Raw genomic sequence first — 16,364 nt, forward strand, 5'->3', positions numbered from 1 at the left:
GGGGAAAGGCACCGCGGCCCGCACCGGCCTGCGCTCTCGCCTCCCGCCCTGTCCCGCCGGAAGGTATCTGCTGTGAACACCCGTACGGCCACAACGGCTTTCGACGCCGTCGTCGCCGAGTTGCCCGCCGCGCCGACCTGCACGTTCCGGTTCGATTCGGTGCCCTGCCGTCATCGCGCGGAATGGTTCATCCGTAAACGATCCTGCTGCCACCCTGCGGGCGTGGATTTCCTGTGCGAAACCTGCCATACCCGCATCCACTGGATGCTCGATATCGGCGTGGTGTTCGAATGCACCGGCTGCGGCGTGCACTCGGCCAGTTTCGCCGAGCTCTGCCCGACCGCGGCTCCGCTGTGAGGGCGGTTCAGTGGCCGCCGGACTGCTTCGGCACGAGCACGTCCGTGGCGGCGAGAAAATCGGTGATGATCGACGTGACCCGCTCGGGGGCCTCCACCATCGGAAGATGACCGCAGTCCGGGAGTTCCACCGCCGTATGCGGGCGCAGCCTGCGGTTGAGCCGCCCGCCCGCCTTCGCCGACAGAATGCGATTGCGCCGCCCCCAGATGGTGCAGATCGGCGGGAATCCTTCGGGCGGATCGAACGTGTCCAGCGTGCGGTAGGACGGGAAATCCTGCACCAGGCCGTGCAGGGCTTGCAGCCTGCCCCGATCGGTCCAGTGCGCCCGCACGCGCGGCTCGTGCTGGTTCTTGCGGGCCCGTCCGCGGGGGCCGAGCTGATTGCCGACGATCAGGGAGACGACCGGGCTCGGCAGCGTGATCCGGCGGGCCAGCGGCGCCAGCGGCAGCCGCGCGTCCAGCCAGGCCAGGCCCGCCGACTGCCCGGAGCTGACGGTGTCCAGCGTGAGTGGATTGAGCAGCACGAGCGCGCGCACCCGCGGCGCGTGGCCCATGGCGTAGCGCAGCGAGGTGGCGCTGCCGAGGCAGTTGCCGATCAGCACCACGTCGGTGAGGCGGTATGCGTCGAGGAACGCGGTGAGCATGTCGACGTAATCGGTGAGGCGGTAGCCCGTGGCGGGCTGGTCGGATTGCCCGTAGCCGGGCAGATCGAGCGCGTAGACCTCGTGGTCGTCCCGTAACGCGGCGACCTGGTCGTCCCAGATGCGGCGTTGCGTGCCGGCGTTGTGCAGGAACACGACCGGGGATCCGCTGCCGGTGCGGTCGAAGACCACGGCCCTGCCCCGATGTTGGAAAACGTCCACGCCGACTCCTACGAACCGTCGGCGAGCGAGCCGGCGATATCCCGCGATTCTACGTGGCCGTCCGCCCGGGCAGGGCCGATCGGATCAGCGGACCGCGGTCGCCGCGCGAAGGAACCGGCCGGTCCGGCGGCTGCCGAGCGCCGGGGCGGGAGTGCCGTCGCCGAAGACCGGCACCCCGCCGACGAACACCGCGGTGACCGCTTCGTCGTTGCGATTCACCATGCGCGGCAGGTTGTCGAACGGGGCGATCGGGGATTCGTGATAGGCGTCGAGCGAGTCGTCCAGGCGGGCCGGGTCCAGCACCACGGCATCGGCTCGGTCGCCCACCCGCAGGTGCCCGGCGTCCAGGCCGTACCAGTCCGCGAGTTCGCCGGTGAGCCGGTGCACCGCCTGTTCCACCGAGAGGAACGGACGACCGGCATCCGCGGCGTCGCGCACCCGGCGCAGGAAGCGGAGCCCGAAGTTGTAGAACGCCATGTTGCGCAGGTGCGCCCCCGCGTCGGAGAAGCCCAGCTGCACGCCGGGGTCGGCGGCGAGCCGATCGAGGACCGCGGGTCGATGATTGGAAATCGTTGTCCGCCAACGGACCTTGTTGCCGTGCTCCACCACCAGATCGAGGAAGGCGTCCACCGGATGCGCGCCGCCGCGGTCCAGGCCCACTTGACCGAAGGTCTTGCCGATCACCGCTGGGTCGGGGCATTCGACGATCCGCGCGTCGAAGAAGTCGCGGTGCCAGACCCGTGGACCGAATTTCTTGTCGTAGTCCGCGCGGAAGCGGCGCCGATAGCGTTCGTCGCGCAGCAGTTCGCGGCGTCGGTCCACCTGATCGGCCAGGTGCAGCGCCTCGGCGCCGGAGCCGAACTCTTCGAAGACCACCAGGTCGATGCCGTCGGCGTAGACCTCGAAGGGCACCGGAAGATGCTGCCAGCGGAAGTCGGCGCCGAGCGCGTTCAGGACCCGCGCGATCAGCGGAAACACGTGCACCACACCGGGAATCGCTTTGATGTCGGCGGCCGAGAGCAGGCTGACCTTCAGCGGCCTGCGGAACAGGCCGAGGCTGCCTGCCGCCATCGTGACCAGGCTGTGCGGCCGGGATACGTCGGGTCCGCCCTGCAACGCCCCGCCGCGCCGGCGCAGCACGGAATTGAGCCGGCGCCGTTCCCTGGCCGTCGCGTAGGTGGACGGCAGTGTGCGGGAGCGGCACACCTGGCCGTCCAGTTTGTCGAACAACAGTTGCTGGGAGGACATGCCGACGAACCCCGCGTCCAGCGCCTCGGTCAGTTTCGCTTCCATCCCGGCCAGTTCGGCGGTGTCGGGACGGACATCCTTGCGCGTCGCGCGGTCCAGGCCCATTTCGGCGGCGCGGATGTCGGAGTGCCCGATGAACGCGGCGACGTTCGGGCCCAACGGCAGTCGCTCCAGCGCGTCCGCGTACTCGTGCGCCGAGCGCCAGGTCTTGTGCTCGCCCACCGCCGCGACGACGTGCTTGCGCGGGATCGCCTCCACCCGCGCGAACAGGTCGCCCGCGTCGGAGGCGTCGACGTGCACGGTGGACAACGAGCACGAGCCGAGCAGCACCGTGGTGATGCCGTGGCGGACCGATTCGGTCAGCGCCGGATGTTGCAGCACCTCCACGTCGTAATGGGTGTGGATGTCGAGCATGCCCGGGATCACCCACTTCCCGGTGGCATCCACGACATTCGGACAGGCGGGGTCGTCGATGGGCTCCGCCGAGATGGTCGTGATCCGCCCGTCGTGGATGCCGAGGTGGCGGATCGCGGACGGCGCGCCGGTGCCGTCGAACCAGCGGCCGTTCGCGATGATCGTGTCGTACATGGGTCTACACCTCGAGATCGGCCCGCACGACCTTGCCGGTCGCATTGCGCGGGAGGGCGGTGGTGGTGAGCCGCCAGCGGGCGGGCACCTTGTAGTAGGCGAGCCGCTCGGCGGTGAACGCGCGCAGCTCCGCTTCGCTGGTGGCCGTGCCGCTTTCGACCACCACCAGGGCGGCGACCTGCTGGCCGAGGTCGGCGTCGGGCACGCCGAGGACCGCGCATTCGCGCACCGCGGGATGCTCCTCGAGGCACTGCTCGATCTCGGTGGGGTAGACGTTCTCCCCACCGCGCAGGATGAGATCCGAGCGGCGCCCGGACAAACGCAGTCGCCCGTCCTCCAGCACCCCGATGTCGCCGGTGCGCAGCCAGCGGTCCGGGGTGATCGCCGCGGCGGTGGCGGCATCGTCCTGCCAGTACCCGAGCATCACATACGGGCTGCGCACCCAGATCTCGCCTTCGGCGCCGTCGGGGACCGCGTTGCCCGCGCTGTCGCGGATCTCCAGCGTGACCCCGACGACCGGGCGTCCCACGGTGTCCGGGAACGCCGCCAGCTCGGCCGGGCTCGCCAGCGTCGCGGCGGTGCTGCATTCGGTGAGACCGTAGCTGGTGACCAGCGCGTTGCGCGCGACGGGCAGCTGATCGCGCAACTTCTGTTGCAGCGCGGCCGAGGACGGCGCCGAGTTCAGCGAGAAGGCGGCCAGCGAGGACAGGTCGTAGCCGGACAGGTCCAGTTCGAGCATCCTGGTCGCCATGGTCGGCATCGCGCCCCAGTTGGTGACGCGTTCGGCCTCGATCAAACGCAGCACCCGATCGGCGTCGAACGACCCCTGGTGGATCACCGCCGCGTCGCCGGTGACCAACCGGGGGACCACGAGGTTGTGCAGGCTGGCGATATGGAACAGCGGTGAGGTGAGCAGGAAGCGTCGCCCGCTGGGCAGTTCGGTCGCCCCGGTCAGCGCGGCGGCCAGTGCGTCGTTGAACACGTGATAGTCGGTGACGGCCACCAGATTCCGGTGGGAGTGCACCGCCCCCTTGGGCCGTCCGCTGGTGCCGCTGGTGTACAGGATCACCGCGGGATCGTCTTCGTCGATCTCGGCGTAGGGCAGCTCGTCGGTCCGGTATTCGGTGATGAGCGCGGATACGTCGTGCTCCATCGTGAGGACCGGGATCCGGATGTCCAGCTCCGCCACCAGCGCGGCGCGTTTGGCGTCGACGACGAGCACGGCCGGTGCGGTGTGCTCGACGCCGTAAGCGATCTCGCGCGGCGCCCACCACGCGTTGTAGCCCACCGCGATCGCGCCGAGCGCTTGGGCCGCCCAGAACGTGAGCACCCATTCGGGTGTGTTCGCCGCGAGAATGCCGACCCGGTCGCCCTTGCGGACTCCGCATCGGTCACGCAGGGCCGTGGCCAGTGCCGCGACCGCGGCGGCGTGCTCGGCGAAGGACATCTTGCGCTCGGCGGTGACCAGGTAGTCCCGGTCGCCGTGCTCGGCCGCGGCGACGAGCATCTCGCGCAGCGAGGACTTGCGGTGGCGCACCACCGGCATGGGCGCGCCGAGCACGTCCTCGACCACCATCTCGAATCGGCCGCCGGGTCCGGTGAGCCGGGCCGCGGCTTCCGCCACGTACGCCTGCGGGTCGAAGGGTTTCGTCATATCGGGTACTTCCTCGTCACTGCGCGGGGTCGATTCATCACGGTTCCGGGACCAGGACCGCGCGGCCGGTGATCAGGCCGCGTTCCAGCCGGTCGAGGGCGGCGCGGCCCTCGGCCAGCGGATAACGCTCCACCTCGACGCGGAGCTTTCCCGCCGCGGCCAGCGCCACGGAGTCGATCAGGTCGGACTTGGTGCCGCCGTAGGACTTGCGCACCGACGCGCCCCACGGCCAGCCCGCGCCACCGGCCGGCGCCGCCGTGATCTCCGGCGCGCCGCCGCCCAGGCCGATCATGCGGTACGCCCCGTTGGGCGCCACCGACTCCACCGCGAGTCGTGCGGTCGCGTCGACGCCGACGAAGTCGAACACCGCGTCCGCGCCGCGGCCCTGGGTCCGGTCGAGGATCTCGCGGGCGGTGTCGTCGCCCGCCAGGAGTCCTTCCGCCGCACCGCAGCGCGCGGCGAGTTCCAGTTTGTCGGTGCTGACGTCCACCGCCAGCACCCGGGCCGCCGTGGTCGCGGCGAGAATCTGCACCGCGACGTGACCGAGCCCGCCGATCCCGATCACCACCGCCACCGATCCCGGCCCGAGCTGCTCGCGCGCGCCGCGGATGGCGTGATAGCTCGACAGCGCGGCGTCGGCCAGCGGCGCGGCTTCGGTGAGATCCAGGTCGCCGATCGGCACGAACGAACTCGCGGGCACCCGGACGTAGTCGGCCATTCCGCCGTCCGGCCCGAGACCGGGGCACGGCGGCATGGCGGTGCGGCCCGCGGCGCGGCAGACGTTCTCGTTACCGCCGGTGCACTCCCGGCAGACCCCGCACGACCAGCACAGATACACGATGCCGCGCTCACCTGCCCGGCGGCCGTCCACCGCGTCGCCGACGGCCTCGATGGTGCCCGCGATCTCGTGGCCGAGGGTCAGCGGCTCCTCGCGCATCCGGAAGGGGATGTGCAGCACGTGCAGGTCGGAATGGCAGATGCCCGCCGCGCCCACGCGCAGCAGCAGGTCGGTGGGTCCGATCCGTGGGATCGGTACTTCGCGCAGTTCCAGCACCCCGGGCGCGGTGAGCTGCAGTGCCCGCATCATCCGCGTACCGCCGCGAACGTCGCGCGCAGGTAGGCGTCGGCGCGGTCGGAGCCGATGAGGCCGGGGGCCATCCGGTTCATGGTGTAGGCGAACGTGGTGCGGTGCTCGAGGTCGTTGACCACCATCGCGCCTCCGTACCCGGCCCACCAGCACACCCGGCCGTCGGGCACTTCCGGGGCGGTCTGCCGCTGCGGCAGACCGTAACCGATGCCGAACCGCAGCGGCACCGCGAGCGCGAGATCCACGCCGTCGGACTGCTGCTGGAAGATCAGGTCGATCGTCTTCTCCGACAGCAGCCGCCGCCCGTCCAGCTCGCCGCCGCAGGACACCAGGGATTGCACCCGCGCCACCGAGCGGGCGTTGCCGTGGCCGTTCACCGCGCCGATCTCGGCCTGCCGCCAGCCCGCGCTCGCGGTCTCGGCGATGTCGAGCAGCGGGCTGGTGAGCGTCTTGACCAGCACGCTGTCCTGGTCGAGGGCGGCCAGGTCGAATTCCGGCACGGCGGGCGGGATCAAGGTGGCGATGCGCCCGTGGTGCTCGGGCGCGGTGCCGATGTGGAAGTCCGCGCCCAGCGGCCCGGCGAGTTCTTCGGCGAAGAACTCGCCCAGCGAGCGTCCGGTGACGCGGCGGACCACCGCGCCGATCAGGTGGCCGTAGGCCAGCGCGTGATACCCCGACGCGGTGCCCGGCTCCCACCACGGCGGTTGGCTCGCGAGGCGGGCGGCGGAGGCTTCCGCGTCGTAGATGTCGGCCAGCTCGATCGGCGGCTGCCAGCCCGAGACTCCGGAGGTGTGCGCGAGAAGATGACGAATCTCGATGTCCCCCTTGCCGTTCGCCGCGAACTCCGGCCAGTACCTGGTGACCTTCGCGTGCACGTCCAGTTCGCCGCGCTCGACCAGCAGCAGCGCGCTCAGCGCGGTCATGGTCTTGGTGAGGGAGAAGACGTTGACCAAGGTGTCCTCGGTCCATGGCGCGGTGCGTCCCGGATCGCGGTAGCCGCCCCAGAGATCGACGACCGGTTCGCCGTCGACCGTGACGCAGATCGACGCGCCCAGTTCGTCCCCGGAGGCGAGCCGGGTCTCCAGTTCCGCTCGGACCTGCTCGAATCGCTCCGCGCAGAATCCCGACGTGGCGGTTCCCGTGGTAGTGGTCATCGCCGCCTCACACGCGTTCGAGCGTGCGGGCCGGAACCGGCAGCGCGTTCCCCGCCGCGGCCGCGCGTTTCGCACCGCGCGCCAATTCCCGCTGCATGTCCCGCACATACGGTTCGAATTCGATCTGGATGGTGTGCCTGGGCGAGTCGTAGTAGCGGCCCGTCCGGGCCGACTCCGCGGACCGGATGGCCGCCCGCATCTCCTCCGCCGACGGCAGGTGATAGCGCCCGGTCAGGTAGGCGGCGACCAGCTTGCTCTGCTGCTCGGCGAAGTTCACCAGCGTGGGCAGCGGCTGAGCCAGACCGAGGAAGAACAGATTGTCGACGCCGGGCTTGATCATCTGCTTGAACAGCGGGAAGCGGTTGTCGGCGTCGGGCAGCAGTTCGGGATCGGAGAAGAACGGGAAGGAGATACGGTAACCGGTGGCGCAGACGATCACGTCCACCTCTTCGACGCTGCCGTCGGCGAAGCGCACCCGCGGCCCCTCCAGCGCGGTGATCGCGGGCTTGAACGTGACGTCGCCGCAGCCCGCGCGATGCAGGAACTCCTCGCTCGCCGAGGGATGCGCCTCGAAGGGCAGATGGTCGGGTTTGGGCAGGCCGTAGTCCTCCATGTTGCCGCGGAACTTCCGGACGAAGCGCTGCTTGAGTTTCAGCCCCAGCTTCGGCGGCATCCAGCGCGGCATCGAACGTTTGTCGCCCACCTTGCCGTTGACGTACTTCGGCAGCACCCACACCCCGCGCCGGGCGGAGACGAAGAGCTTCGCGGCGATGAACCGCTGCGACAGCTCGGAGGCGATGTCCAGGCCCGAGTTGCCCATGCCGACCACCACGACGCGCTTGCCGCGCATGTCGACGGGGTCGAACGGGTCGTTGTAGGCGTGGCTGTGCAGCAGCGTGCCGTCGAATGTCCCGGGATAGTCCGGAAGGCGGGGGTCCCAGTGATGCCCGTTGCAGACCACGAGCGCGTCGTAGTCCTTGGTGCGTCCCTCGCTCGTGGTGATCAGCCAGCGGCCGTCGGCCGCGCGTTCGGCGGCGGTCACCTCGGTGTCGAACACGATCCGGTCGCGGATGCCGAAATGGTCCACGTAGTCGCGGAAGTACTGGAACAGCTGGGAATGGTGCGGGAAGTCCGGCCACTCGTCGGGCGCGGGATAGTCCTCGAAGGCCAAGCGGAACTTGGACGTGTCGATGTGCAGGCTCTGGTAACAAGCCGACATGCCGTTCGGGTTCTTGTAGTACCAGTTGCCCCCTACTTCGTCGGACGCCTCGTAGCAGTCGAAGGGGATGCCGTGGTCGTTCAGGCGTTTGGCGGCGGTGATCCCGGAAGGGCCCGCCCCGATCACGCAGACGCGGGGGAGTGCGGTTGACGTCATTCACTGTCCTCGTGCTGGAGGGCCGTCCTCGACGACGGCCGAACCGTCCGGCGCGGAACCCGCACCGGAGTGACGTAGGCAACAAACTAACACTCACTAGACATACTGTCTAGTGAGTGACGAGCTGTCCATCCAAGCCTTCGATGCGTAGACTCCCTTAACGGAAGCAGCACGTCAGGACGGCTTTTACGAATTCGAGGTACTTGTCCACCATGCGGACGAACGCGAACACGAACCTGCGGGACGAGCAGAAGCAGCAGACCAGGGCCCGGCTGACGGAGGCCGCCAAGGAGCTGTTCGCCGCCCGCGGCTACGCGGCCGTGCGCGTGGACGACATCGCCGCCGCGGTCGGTTGCAGCCGGGCCACGTTCTACCTGCACTTCGCGGGGAAGCAGGAGATCTTGCGCGCGATCGCCGAACAGGGCACCGTGCCCACCGCGCTGCACTTCTATCAGGACCTCGACCGGGTGCTGGAGACCGGTTCGCGCGCCGAGTTCGCGGGCTGGGTGGCCCGAGCGATCGAGTGGTTTCACGAGTACAAGGACCTGCTGCCCGCCTGGGACGAGGCGACCGCACTGGAACCGGAGTTCCGCGAGATCGCGCGCACCGGCATCCTCGCCTTGCCCAACGCGATGACCGCCTATCTCGCCGGGTGGCCCGCCGACCGGCGCGACGAGGCGCGGCTGCGCGTGGAATTGCTTGTCGCTCAACTGGAAAGGTTCTTCACCCGCTGGGCGATGCAGGGCACCATCGACGTCTCGGTGGACCAAGCCGTCGAGGTGCTCACCGACATCTGGTTTCCCGCTCTGCGCGCGCCGACGACGAGCTGATCGCGCCTGGTCGCCCGCTAGGCATCGCTGCGCCTATCCCGCGTGAACCGGTGGCGGCGTGGGAATCGGAGCGGCCGTGCGCTGTCGAAAGGCGATCGCGCCTCAGGTGTTCCGGCGATCATCCTGATCGCGAGCACACCGGCGGCCGACGCGGTGACGACGCTCGTGCCGACGCGGGGACTTCGGGGCTATTGCCAGATATTCGCTGAATGCGCGAACCGAGGTGTCCGCAGGCCGGATTCGACGGTGGCCCGCAAATCTGTCGGCGTCGTGGGGCATCATCTGTGCACGCAGCCAACCACGAATCGCTCGGAGTCACCATGCCGTCCCCACGAACCAAGCCGCAACCTTTGTCGGACAGCGAGATTCAGCAGATCGCCACGGACATAGCCGGTGGCCGTCCGCCCATGGTGTGGTTCACCGCCGCCGCGGTCGGCGTTCCGGAAGGGCGCTCGGGCAAGGTGATCGCGCTCGGCGATCCGGCCGACGGTGACTTCCTGCAGGTCCGGCCGACCGGATCGAAGGATGTACTGTCCTTCTCTCCCATCGAGGTGACCTTGACCAAGCCGCCGCGAGGGGCGGCGGGCGCTACCGCCCAGCCGAAGTCGACCAGGAAGGAATCTTCTGTGACCCAGTCGTCGACCACGACGAACACCACCGCGCGACCCGAACCGGCGAGCGCACCCGAGCCTCCGGCCGCCCCGAAGCCGGCCGAGGCGTCCGGGGAAGCGGGCCGCGCGGGCAAGCAAGCCCCGGCGGCGCCCGCGCCCAAGCCCGCCAAGACCGCCGCCGCCCGCAAGGCCAAGGCGCCCGAGGTCACCGTGACGCTCACCGGCACCGCCGACGGCGAGTGGACGATCGACGTGGTCAGCGGAAAGAAGCGCACCCTGCGCGGTATCCCGGTGGCCGGCTCCGCCGTGGCGCAGGCGGCGAAGATCCTGCATCCCGAGGTCGCCGAGGTGGTCTCCGGGGTCTTGGAGGCGTTGCGCGGGGTGCAGGAGGCCAAGGTGCAGCAGTTACAGGCCGAGCTCGAGGAAGCCAGGCGCCTGCTCGACGAGCTGAGCGACTGAGTCACACCGCCGGACTGGCGGATCGGGCGGCGGCGCGCCAGATCCGGCGTTCGGTGTCGGGCGACGCGCGCCGCACGTCGTCGTGGAACGCGTAGCCGAGCGAGTGCTGCTTCGCGTGGTACATGGCCGCGTCCGCGTCGCGCAGGAGGCGGTGCATGTCGGTGTCCGAGCTGCGCGGACCGGCGCATGCCACGCCGACGCTCGCGGTGATCGGGATCTCGCCCGCGCTCAGCCCGAACGGCCGGACGAACGCGCCGAGCAGCCGTTCGGCCAGCACGGCGGCGTCCGGCCGGGCGAGCGGGGCGAGCACGACGAATTCGTCGCCGCCGTAGCGGGTCACCACGTCCTCGCGGCGCACCACCCGCCGGATCCGGCTCGCCGCTGTCGCGATCAGCTCGTCGCCGACGGCGTGGCCGTAGCTGTCGTTGACCCGCTTGAAGCCGTCGAGATCGATGAACAGCAGACAGATCGGCTGCTCGGCCCACTGCTCCCCGCGCTGGCGCAGGGCGCGCAGCAGCGCGGCCCGGTTCAGCAAACCGGTGAGCATGTCGTGGTCGGCCTGGTACTGCGCGCGCCGCTCGCTGCGCGCGCTGCGCACGATCGCGCGCTCGCTGCGCACCAGCATGCCGATCAGCAGCAGCGCGAACAGCGACGACACCACCACGCGGTCGAGCGGCCGCAGGCTGGATCCGACCACCGGGACCAGCGAGGCCACGATCAGCGCGATCGCGATGAGGCTGGCGCGCTGTCTGGAATGGTGCGGGTGGATGCGCCGCGGCGTGCCCAGCGTGGCCATGGTCGGGTGCAGCGCCGCGACGCCCACGGTGGCATAGGCGGCGAGCAGGGGAGCCAGCAGCACCTCGCGCCCGAGCGCGGTCGCGCCCGCGGTCTCCAAGGTGTAGCCCAGGTCGCCGAGCAGCACCGCGATCAATCCGGCGTGCAACAGCCACAGTGAAGTCTCCGCGCGCGTGGAGGTGGCCATCGAGTGCGCCACCAAGGTGAGCAGCAGCGCGTCGAGCACCGGGTAGGCCGCCGCCACCAGCGCGTCCAGTCCGGTCACGGTGGACTGCAGGATCGGTGAGATGAGGAAGGTCCAGGAGGCGAGCAGCGCGCCGAGTCCGATGAGGGCCGAGTCCAGCATCAGGTCGTAATTGCCGTGCACTTGGCGCGGCCACAGCCAGATCAGCGCGGCGAACCCGACACCGAGATAACCGAGCAGGCTGAACGCGTCGTCGAGCGGGTGCACCGCGTGGTCGCCGACGTCACGCAGCGTGGTGCCGGTGGCGAACAGCACCGCCGAACCGGACAGCAGATACCACGGCAGCGGATGCGCGGGCCGGTGCGTACGCATCCCGACGGCGACCATGGCTACGGTCTCGCCGACGATGACCACCATCGTCACGAACGCCACCAGTTGCGAGTCGAGCGCCAGGTGGACCGCGATCGCGGCCCCGCTTCCCCCCAGAAGCACCGCGTACCAGCCCGTTCCGATACTGCGCCGACAGTTGGTCTGTGGCTGTTCACTGGGTGTCATCAGCCCCCCTTGGTCGCTCCGTCCCCGGTGCACCGGGCCGCGTAACAGATCTGGGAATCCTCCACCGCGACTTCGACGTTCGCCTGTTCGCCGAGCACCGCCCGGATGCTGTCGGCGAACGCTAACCGAGTGTTGTTGTACGAGCAGATGTCCCAACCGACCGCTGCGCGCTCGGCAACCAATACCTGGACAACTGATTTGATCATGGCATGGAATGCCGCTTCTTCGCGGGCAGTTGCGCAACAAGGGTGAAACCCGTCGACGTGCGCCGTGACTTCCGCAGGCGGGGTCGGCCATCCCGCCCGGAACTCCGCGGCATGCGCTACCTGCCGGGCGACGGCATTCGCCCGCGGCCCGAATGTCTTCGCGCGGGTGGGGGCACGGACGCGGCACGAGATATCGCAGGCCGGTCTTCCGCCGCAATCGATGGTGCGTCCACGAACGCCGATCACGCGGCCGAGCGCGCGGACAGAATGCTCGCGCGCGTGTCTCGTACCCTTGCACCGACCGAGACAGCGAGGAGCGAGTGTGCGGACATGGGTGGCGCCGGGCCGGGTCAACATCATCGGCGAGCACACCGATTACAACGACGGCTACGTCCTGCCGATCGCGTTGCCGCTGGTGATGCGATGTACGGCGGCGGCGCGCGCCGACGGGGCGGTGCGAGTCGGCTCGCGGCAGCGGCCCGGCGAGCCGGTGCTGGTCGCGGTGTCCGACCTCGCCGCGGAGCGGGCCCGGATGCCCGGGTGGGCGCGTTATCCGCTCGGGGTGGTCGCGGAGTTCACCCGGCGCGGGCATCGGATTCCCGGCGTGGATCTCGACCTCGACGGTGAGGTGCCGATCGGCGCGGGCCTGTCGTCCTCGGCGGCGCTGTCCTGCGCGGTGGCGGTCGCGCTGCGTGATCTGTTCGCCCCCGGCCTGACCGACCGATCGTTGATCGACGTGGCCCGCACCGCAGAGAACGACTACGTCGGCGCGCCGACCGGCTTACTGGACCAATCGGCCGCGCTGCTGTGCACTGCCGGGCACGCGCTGCTGCTGGACGTGCGGGCCTTCGCCGCCGACACCACCGCGCCGCGCGGTACCGGGCACGAGCAGATCCCCTTCGACCTCGCCGCCTTCGGACTCGAACTACTCGTGATCAATACCGGCCAGCCGCACGAACTGGTCGACGGCCGCTACGGCGAGCGGCGCGACGAATGCGCCGCGGCCGCCGCGGCGCTCGGCGCAGGCACCTTGCGGGATGTGACGACGACCGACACAGGCCGGATCGCCGACGACGTGCTGCGCCGCCGCGCCAGGCACGTGGTGACGGAGAACGCCAGGGTGCTCGCGGTTGCCGAGAAATTGCGAGAAGGCGCCGATCCACGGGGCATCGGCCCGATCCTGACGGCGGGGCACGCGTCGCTGCGGGATGACTTCGAGGTGTCCACCCCGGCCCTGGACGCGGCGGTCGACGCCGCGCTGGCCGCGGGGGCGCACGGCGCGCGGATGGTCGGCGGCGGGTTCGGCGGAAGCGTCGTCGCGCTGGTCGACCAGGACCGCACCGCGACGGTGGTCGAGGCGGTCCGGCGGCGCTTCGCCGCCGCGGGTCTTCCCGGTCCGCGCACGTTCGTGGTGGTCCCCGCCGCCGGAGCGCATCGGATCGGCTGAGTGCCCGGCCGGATTTGTGCGCGAATGTGCCCCGCCGGTAGGGCATGATCGCGCAGAGTGGTGTCTGCCGACACCATTCGGCGGGCGACGAAGAGGTCGCGCGCGCCGGGCAGGCCCAGCACGACGCACGCTGTCGCACGACGAGCGATCCCGCTCGCCGCCCCGGTTGTACCCGCCAGGAGGAACGCTGTGCCGCTCGCCGATCCGTCCGTTCTCGCCGCCGTGCCCGGACTGCACCCGGCCGCCCCGCCGCCGCAGCTGGTAGCCGCCGAGACCCTCCGGCTGGACGCTCAGCCCGTCGATTACGCGCTGGTCGCGCTGTATTTCGTGTTCGTGCTCGGCATCGGCCTGCTGGCCAGGCAGCGGGTGTCCTCCAGCATCGACTTCTTCCTGTCGGGGCGCTCGCTGCCCGCGTGGGTGACCGGTCTGGCGTTCATCTCCGCCAACCTCGGCGCGGTGGAGATCATGGGCATGTCCGCCAACGGCGCGGAGTACGGGTTCCCGACCTTCCACTACTTCTGGATCGGCGCGGTGCCCGCCATGCTGTTCCTCGGCGTGGTGATGATGCCGTTCTACTACGGCTCCAAGGTGCGCAGCGTGCCGGAGTTCATGCGCCGCCGCTTCGGCACCGGAGCCCATCTGGTGAACGCGCTGAGTTTCGCCATCGCGCAGATCCTCATCGCGGGGGTCAACCTGTACCTGCTCGGCTCGATCGTGAACGTGCTGCTGGGGTGGCCGCTGTGGGTCTCGGTGATCGTGGCCGCGGTGATCGTGCTGTCCTACATCACCCTCGGCGGTCTGTCGGCCGCGATCTACAACGAGGTGCTCCAGTTCTTCGTCATCGTGGCCGCGCTGCTGCCGCTCACCCTGGTCGGCTTGCACAAGATCGGCGGCTGGGAGGGGCTGCGCGACCGTGTCTCCGCCTCGCCGGGTGGTGCGCAACAGCTGGAGTCCTGGCCGGGCAATGCGCTCAGCGGATTCGGCAACGACTTCCTCTCGATCCTCGGCATCGTGTTCGGCCTGGGGTTCGTGCTCTCCTTCGGGTACTGGACCACGAACTTCGTCGAGGTACAGCGCGCGATGGCGACGCACTCCATCTCGGCGGCGCGGCGCACCCCGATCATCGGCGCCTACCCGAAGGTGTTCATCCCGCTGATCGTGGTGATCCCCGGCATGATCAGCGCCGTGCTGGTGCCGCAGATGGCGGAGTACAAGGCGGCGGTGACCGCGAATCCGGACTTCGAGAGCGACACCACCTACAACCAGGCGCTGCTGTACCTCATGAAGGACGTCCTGCCCAACGGCCTGCTGGGGGTGGGGCTGGCCGGTCTGCTGGCGGCCTTCATGGCGGGCATGGCGGCCAACATCTCGGCGTTCAACACCGTCTTCAGCTACGACCTGTGGCAGCAGTACGTGCGGCGGGAGCGCCCGGACGGCTACTACCTCGGCGTGGGCAGGCTGGCCACCGTCGGCGCGACCGTGGCCGCGATCTTCACCGCGTTCATCGCCTCCGGGTTCAGCAACATGATGGACTACCTGCAAACCCTGTTCAGCTTCTTCAACGCGCCGCTGTTCGCCACGTTCATCCTCGGTATGTTCTGGAAACGGATGACGCCCACCGCGGGCTGGATGGGGCTGGTTTGCGGAACCGCTTCGGCCATCTTCGTTTTCATCCTGCACGAGACGAAGGTCTTCGAATTGTCCGGCCAGGGCGCCAGTTTCGTCGCCGCCGGGGTCGCCTTCGTCGTCGACATCGTCGTCAGCGTCGCCGTCACCCAGGTCACTCGGCCGAAACCGGCGGCGGAACTGGTCGGGCTGGTGTACTCGGAGACGCCGAAGGAAGTGCGCACCGACCCGGAGGCGGGCACGCTGCCCTGGTACCAGCGCCCGGTCCTGCTGGCGGGCATCGCGTTCGTGCTCGTCATCCTGCTCAACATCGTCGTCGGATAAGGAACCGCCGCCATGCTTTTCGATATCCGCACCATCGTCGGCGGCTTGCTCGGCTGCTACGCGATCGTCCTCGTGATCACCGGGTTGGTGCACGACACCGCCGCCGAGCAGGCCAAGACCGGCGGGGTGAACGTGAACCTCTGGGCCGGGCTCGGCATGGGCGTGGTCGCGTTGGTCTTCGTGGCATGGGCGCTGTGGCGTCCGGTCCAGGTGCCGCCGGAGTCGCACCCGGCGGAGCACGCCGATGAGGAGTCCGGCTCCGCCTGACACGCCCGGCGCCCCCTGGGAGATTCCCAGGGGGCGCCGGTTGTCACACGGGTCAGACGCCGGGAGTACCGGTTCCGCCGGGCCAGGTGCCCGTTCCGCCGGTGCCGGTTCCGCCGACACCCGGGGTGCCGGTCCCGCCGACACCCGGCATGCCGGTTCCGCCTGCGCCAGGCGTGCCGGTCGTGCCTGCGCCCGGAGTGCCGGTCGCGCCGCGCTCCGTGGCGGTGCTACCGGCGTCCGGCCGCGGAATGTCACCGCGCCAAGCGCCGGTCTCGCGGCCTTGGTGCTCGATGAAGTGCTTGAAGCGCTCCAGGTCACCGTTCACCCGGTGCTTCAGCACGCCGAGCTTGTCGGCGACGTTCTCCACGAAGCCTTCGGGGTCGACGTCCATCTGCGCGGTCACCCTGGTGTGGGTGTCGTCGAGCCGATGGAACGTGACGACGCCCGCGTGCTTGGGCCCGCTGTCGGACTTCCAGGCGACGCGTTCGTCGGGATGCTGCTCGGTGATGGTCGCGTCGAACTCCCGCGTCGACGGGCCGACATGGACACGCCAGTGCATATGCCGGTCATCGATCTGCTGTACCGCTTCGACACCCTCCATGAACTGCGGAAACGACTCGAACTGCGTCCACTGGTTGTAGGCGGTGCGAACCGGAACCTCGACGTCCACCGTGGCGGCCATTGTGCTCACTTGCTACCCCTTTCCTCGCCTGCCCGCACCATTCGCGGGCCGGC

General features: G+C 69.8%; 14 protein-coding genes and 1 pseudogene. 6 read left to right on the plus strand and 9 right to left on the minus strand.

What is annotated here, in order from left to right:
- The first annotated feature begins 72 nt into the window (after window positions 1-72).
- The gene (locus tag ABZ552_RS10005) at window positions 73-357 is read left to right on the plus strand and encodes a hypothetical protein (protein WP_281878067.1); all 285 of its coding nucleotides are present in this window, start codon (window positions 73-75) and stop codon (window positions 355-357) included.
- A gap of 7 nt (window positions 358-364) precedes the next feature.
- On the opposite strand, the gene ABZ552_RS10010 is transcribed toward ABZ552_RS10005, so the two are convergent.
- From ABZ552_RS10010 to ABZ552_RS10035, 6 genes are all read right to left on the minus strand, one after another.
- Window positions 365-1,219: an alpha/beta hydrolase gene (locus ABZ552_RS10010; protein ID WP_281917511.1), complete on the minus strand. Its 855-nt coding sequence runs from the start codon at window positions 1,217-1,219 to the stop codon at window positions 365-367.
- 84 nt (window positions 1,220-1,303) lie between these two features.
- On the minus strand, window positions 1,304-3,055 hold the full coding sequence (locus ABZ552_RS10015) for an amidohydrolase family protein (RefSeq protein WP_357436439.1): 1,752 nt from the start codon (window positions 3,053-3,055) through the stop codon (window positions 1,304-1,306).
- 4 nt (window positions 3,056-3,059) lie between these two features.
- Entirely contained in the window at window positions 3,060-4,709 is a 1,650-nt protein-coding gene (locus tag ABZ552_RS10020; RefSeq protein WP_281917513.1) for a class I adenylate-forming enzyme family protein, read from the minus strand.
- A gap of 37 nt (window positions 4,710-4,746) precedes the next feature.
- On the minus strand, window positions 4,747-5,793 hold the full coding sequence (locus tag ABZ552_RS10025; protein WP_281880794.1) for an NAD(P)-dependent alcohol dehydrogenase: 1,047 nt from the start codon (window positions 5,791-5,793) through the stop codon (window positions 4,747-4,749).
- Window positions 5,793-6,950: a serine hydrolase domain-containing protein gene (locus tag ABZ552_RS10030; RefSeq protein ID WP_281917514.1), complete on the minus strand. Its 1,158-nt coding sequence runs from the start codon at window positions 6,948-6,950 to the stop codon at window positions 5,793-5,795. The genes ABZ552_RS10025 and ABZ552_RS10030 overlap by 1 nt, the downstream gene beginning before the upstream one ends.
- A 7-nt stretch (window positions 6,951-6,957) precedes the next feature.
- The gene (locus ABZ552_RS10035; RefSeq protein WP_281878073.1) at window positions 6,958-8,325 is read right to left on the minus strand and encodes an NAD(P)-binding domain-containing protein; all 1,368 of its coding nucleotides are present in this window, start codon (window positions 8,323-8,325) and stop codon (window positions 6,958-6,960) included.
- Between the two features lie 212 nt (window positions 8,326-8,537).
- On the opposite strand from ABZ552_RS10035, the gene ABZ552_RS10040 reads away from it, so the two are divergent.
- On the plus strand, window positions 8,538-9,155 hold the full coding sequence (locus tag ABZ552_RS10040; protein ID WP_281878075.1) for a TetR/AcrR family transcriptional regulator: 618 nt from the start codon (window positions 8,538-8,540) through the stop codon (window positions 9,153-9,155).
- 320 nt (window positions 9,156-9,475) lie between these two features.
- Entirely contained in the window at window positions 9,476-10,225 is a 750-nt protein-coding gene (locus ABZ552_RS10045; protein WP_281917515.1) for a DUF6319 family protein, read from the plus strand.
- 1 nt (window position 10,226) lies between these two features.
- Here ABZ552_RS10045 and ABZ552_RS10050 read toward each other — a convergent pair whose 3' ends face one another.
- Complete coding sequence (locus tag ABZ552_RS10050; RefSeq protein WP_281917516.1) at window positions 10,227-11,759, minus strand: GGDEF domain-containing protein; 1,533 nt, start codon at window positions 11,757-11,759, stop codon at window positions 10,227-10,229.
- Window positions 11,759-11,965 (minus strand): hypothetical protein, encoded by a 207-nt coding sequence (locus ABZ552_RS10055; RefSeq protein ID WP_281878078.1) that lies wholly within the window; start codon window positions 11,963-11,965, stop codon window positions 11,759-11,761. Before ABZ552_RS10055 ends, ABZ552_RS10050 begins: the two co-directional genes overlap by 1 nt.
- 322 nt (window positions 11,966-12,287) lie before the next feature.
- On the opposite strand from ABZ552_RS10055, the gene galK reads away from it, so the two are divergent.
- The 3 genes from galK (at window position 12,288) to ABZ552_RS10070 (ending at window position 15,629) form a co-directional block, all read left to right on the plus strand.
- Entirely contained in the window at window positions 12,288-13,412 is a 1,125-nt protein-coding gene (galK, locus tag ABZ552_RS10060) for a galactokinase (RefSeq protein ID WP_357436443.1), read from the plus strand.
- A 258-nt stretch (window positions 13,413-13,670) separates the two neighbouring features.
- Window positions 13,671-15,362, plus strand: coding sequence for a sodium:solute symporter family protein (locus ABZ552_RS10065; RefSeq protein WP_357436811.1), 1,692 nt, complete (start codon window positions 13,671-13,673; stop codon window positions 15,360-15,362).
- Window positions 15,363-15,374: 12 nt separating this feature from the next.
- Complete coding sequence (locus ABZ552_RS10070; RefSeq protein ID WP_357436445.1) at window positions 15,375-15,629, plus strand: hypothetical protein; 255 nt, start codon at window positions 15,375-15,377, stop codon at window positions 15,627-15,629.
- A gap of 235 nt (window positions 15,630-15,864) precedes the next feature.
- Here ABZ552_RS10070 and ABZ552_RS10075 read toward each other — a convergent pair.
- Window positions 15,865-16,320, minus strand: a pseudogene (locus tag ABZ552_RS10075) (SRPBCC family protein); the annotation flags it as partial.
- Window positions 16,321-16,364: the final 44 nt, after the last annotated feature.

It is taken from the genome of Nocardia sp. NPDC019219 (genome assembly GCF_040632645.1).
Classification (GTDB): domain Bacteria; phylum Actinomycetota; class Actinomycetes; order Mycobacteriales; family Mycobacteriaceae; genus Nocardia; species Nocardia sputorum.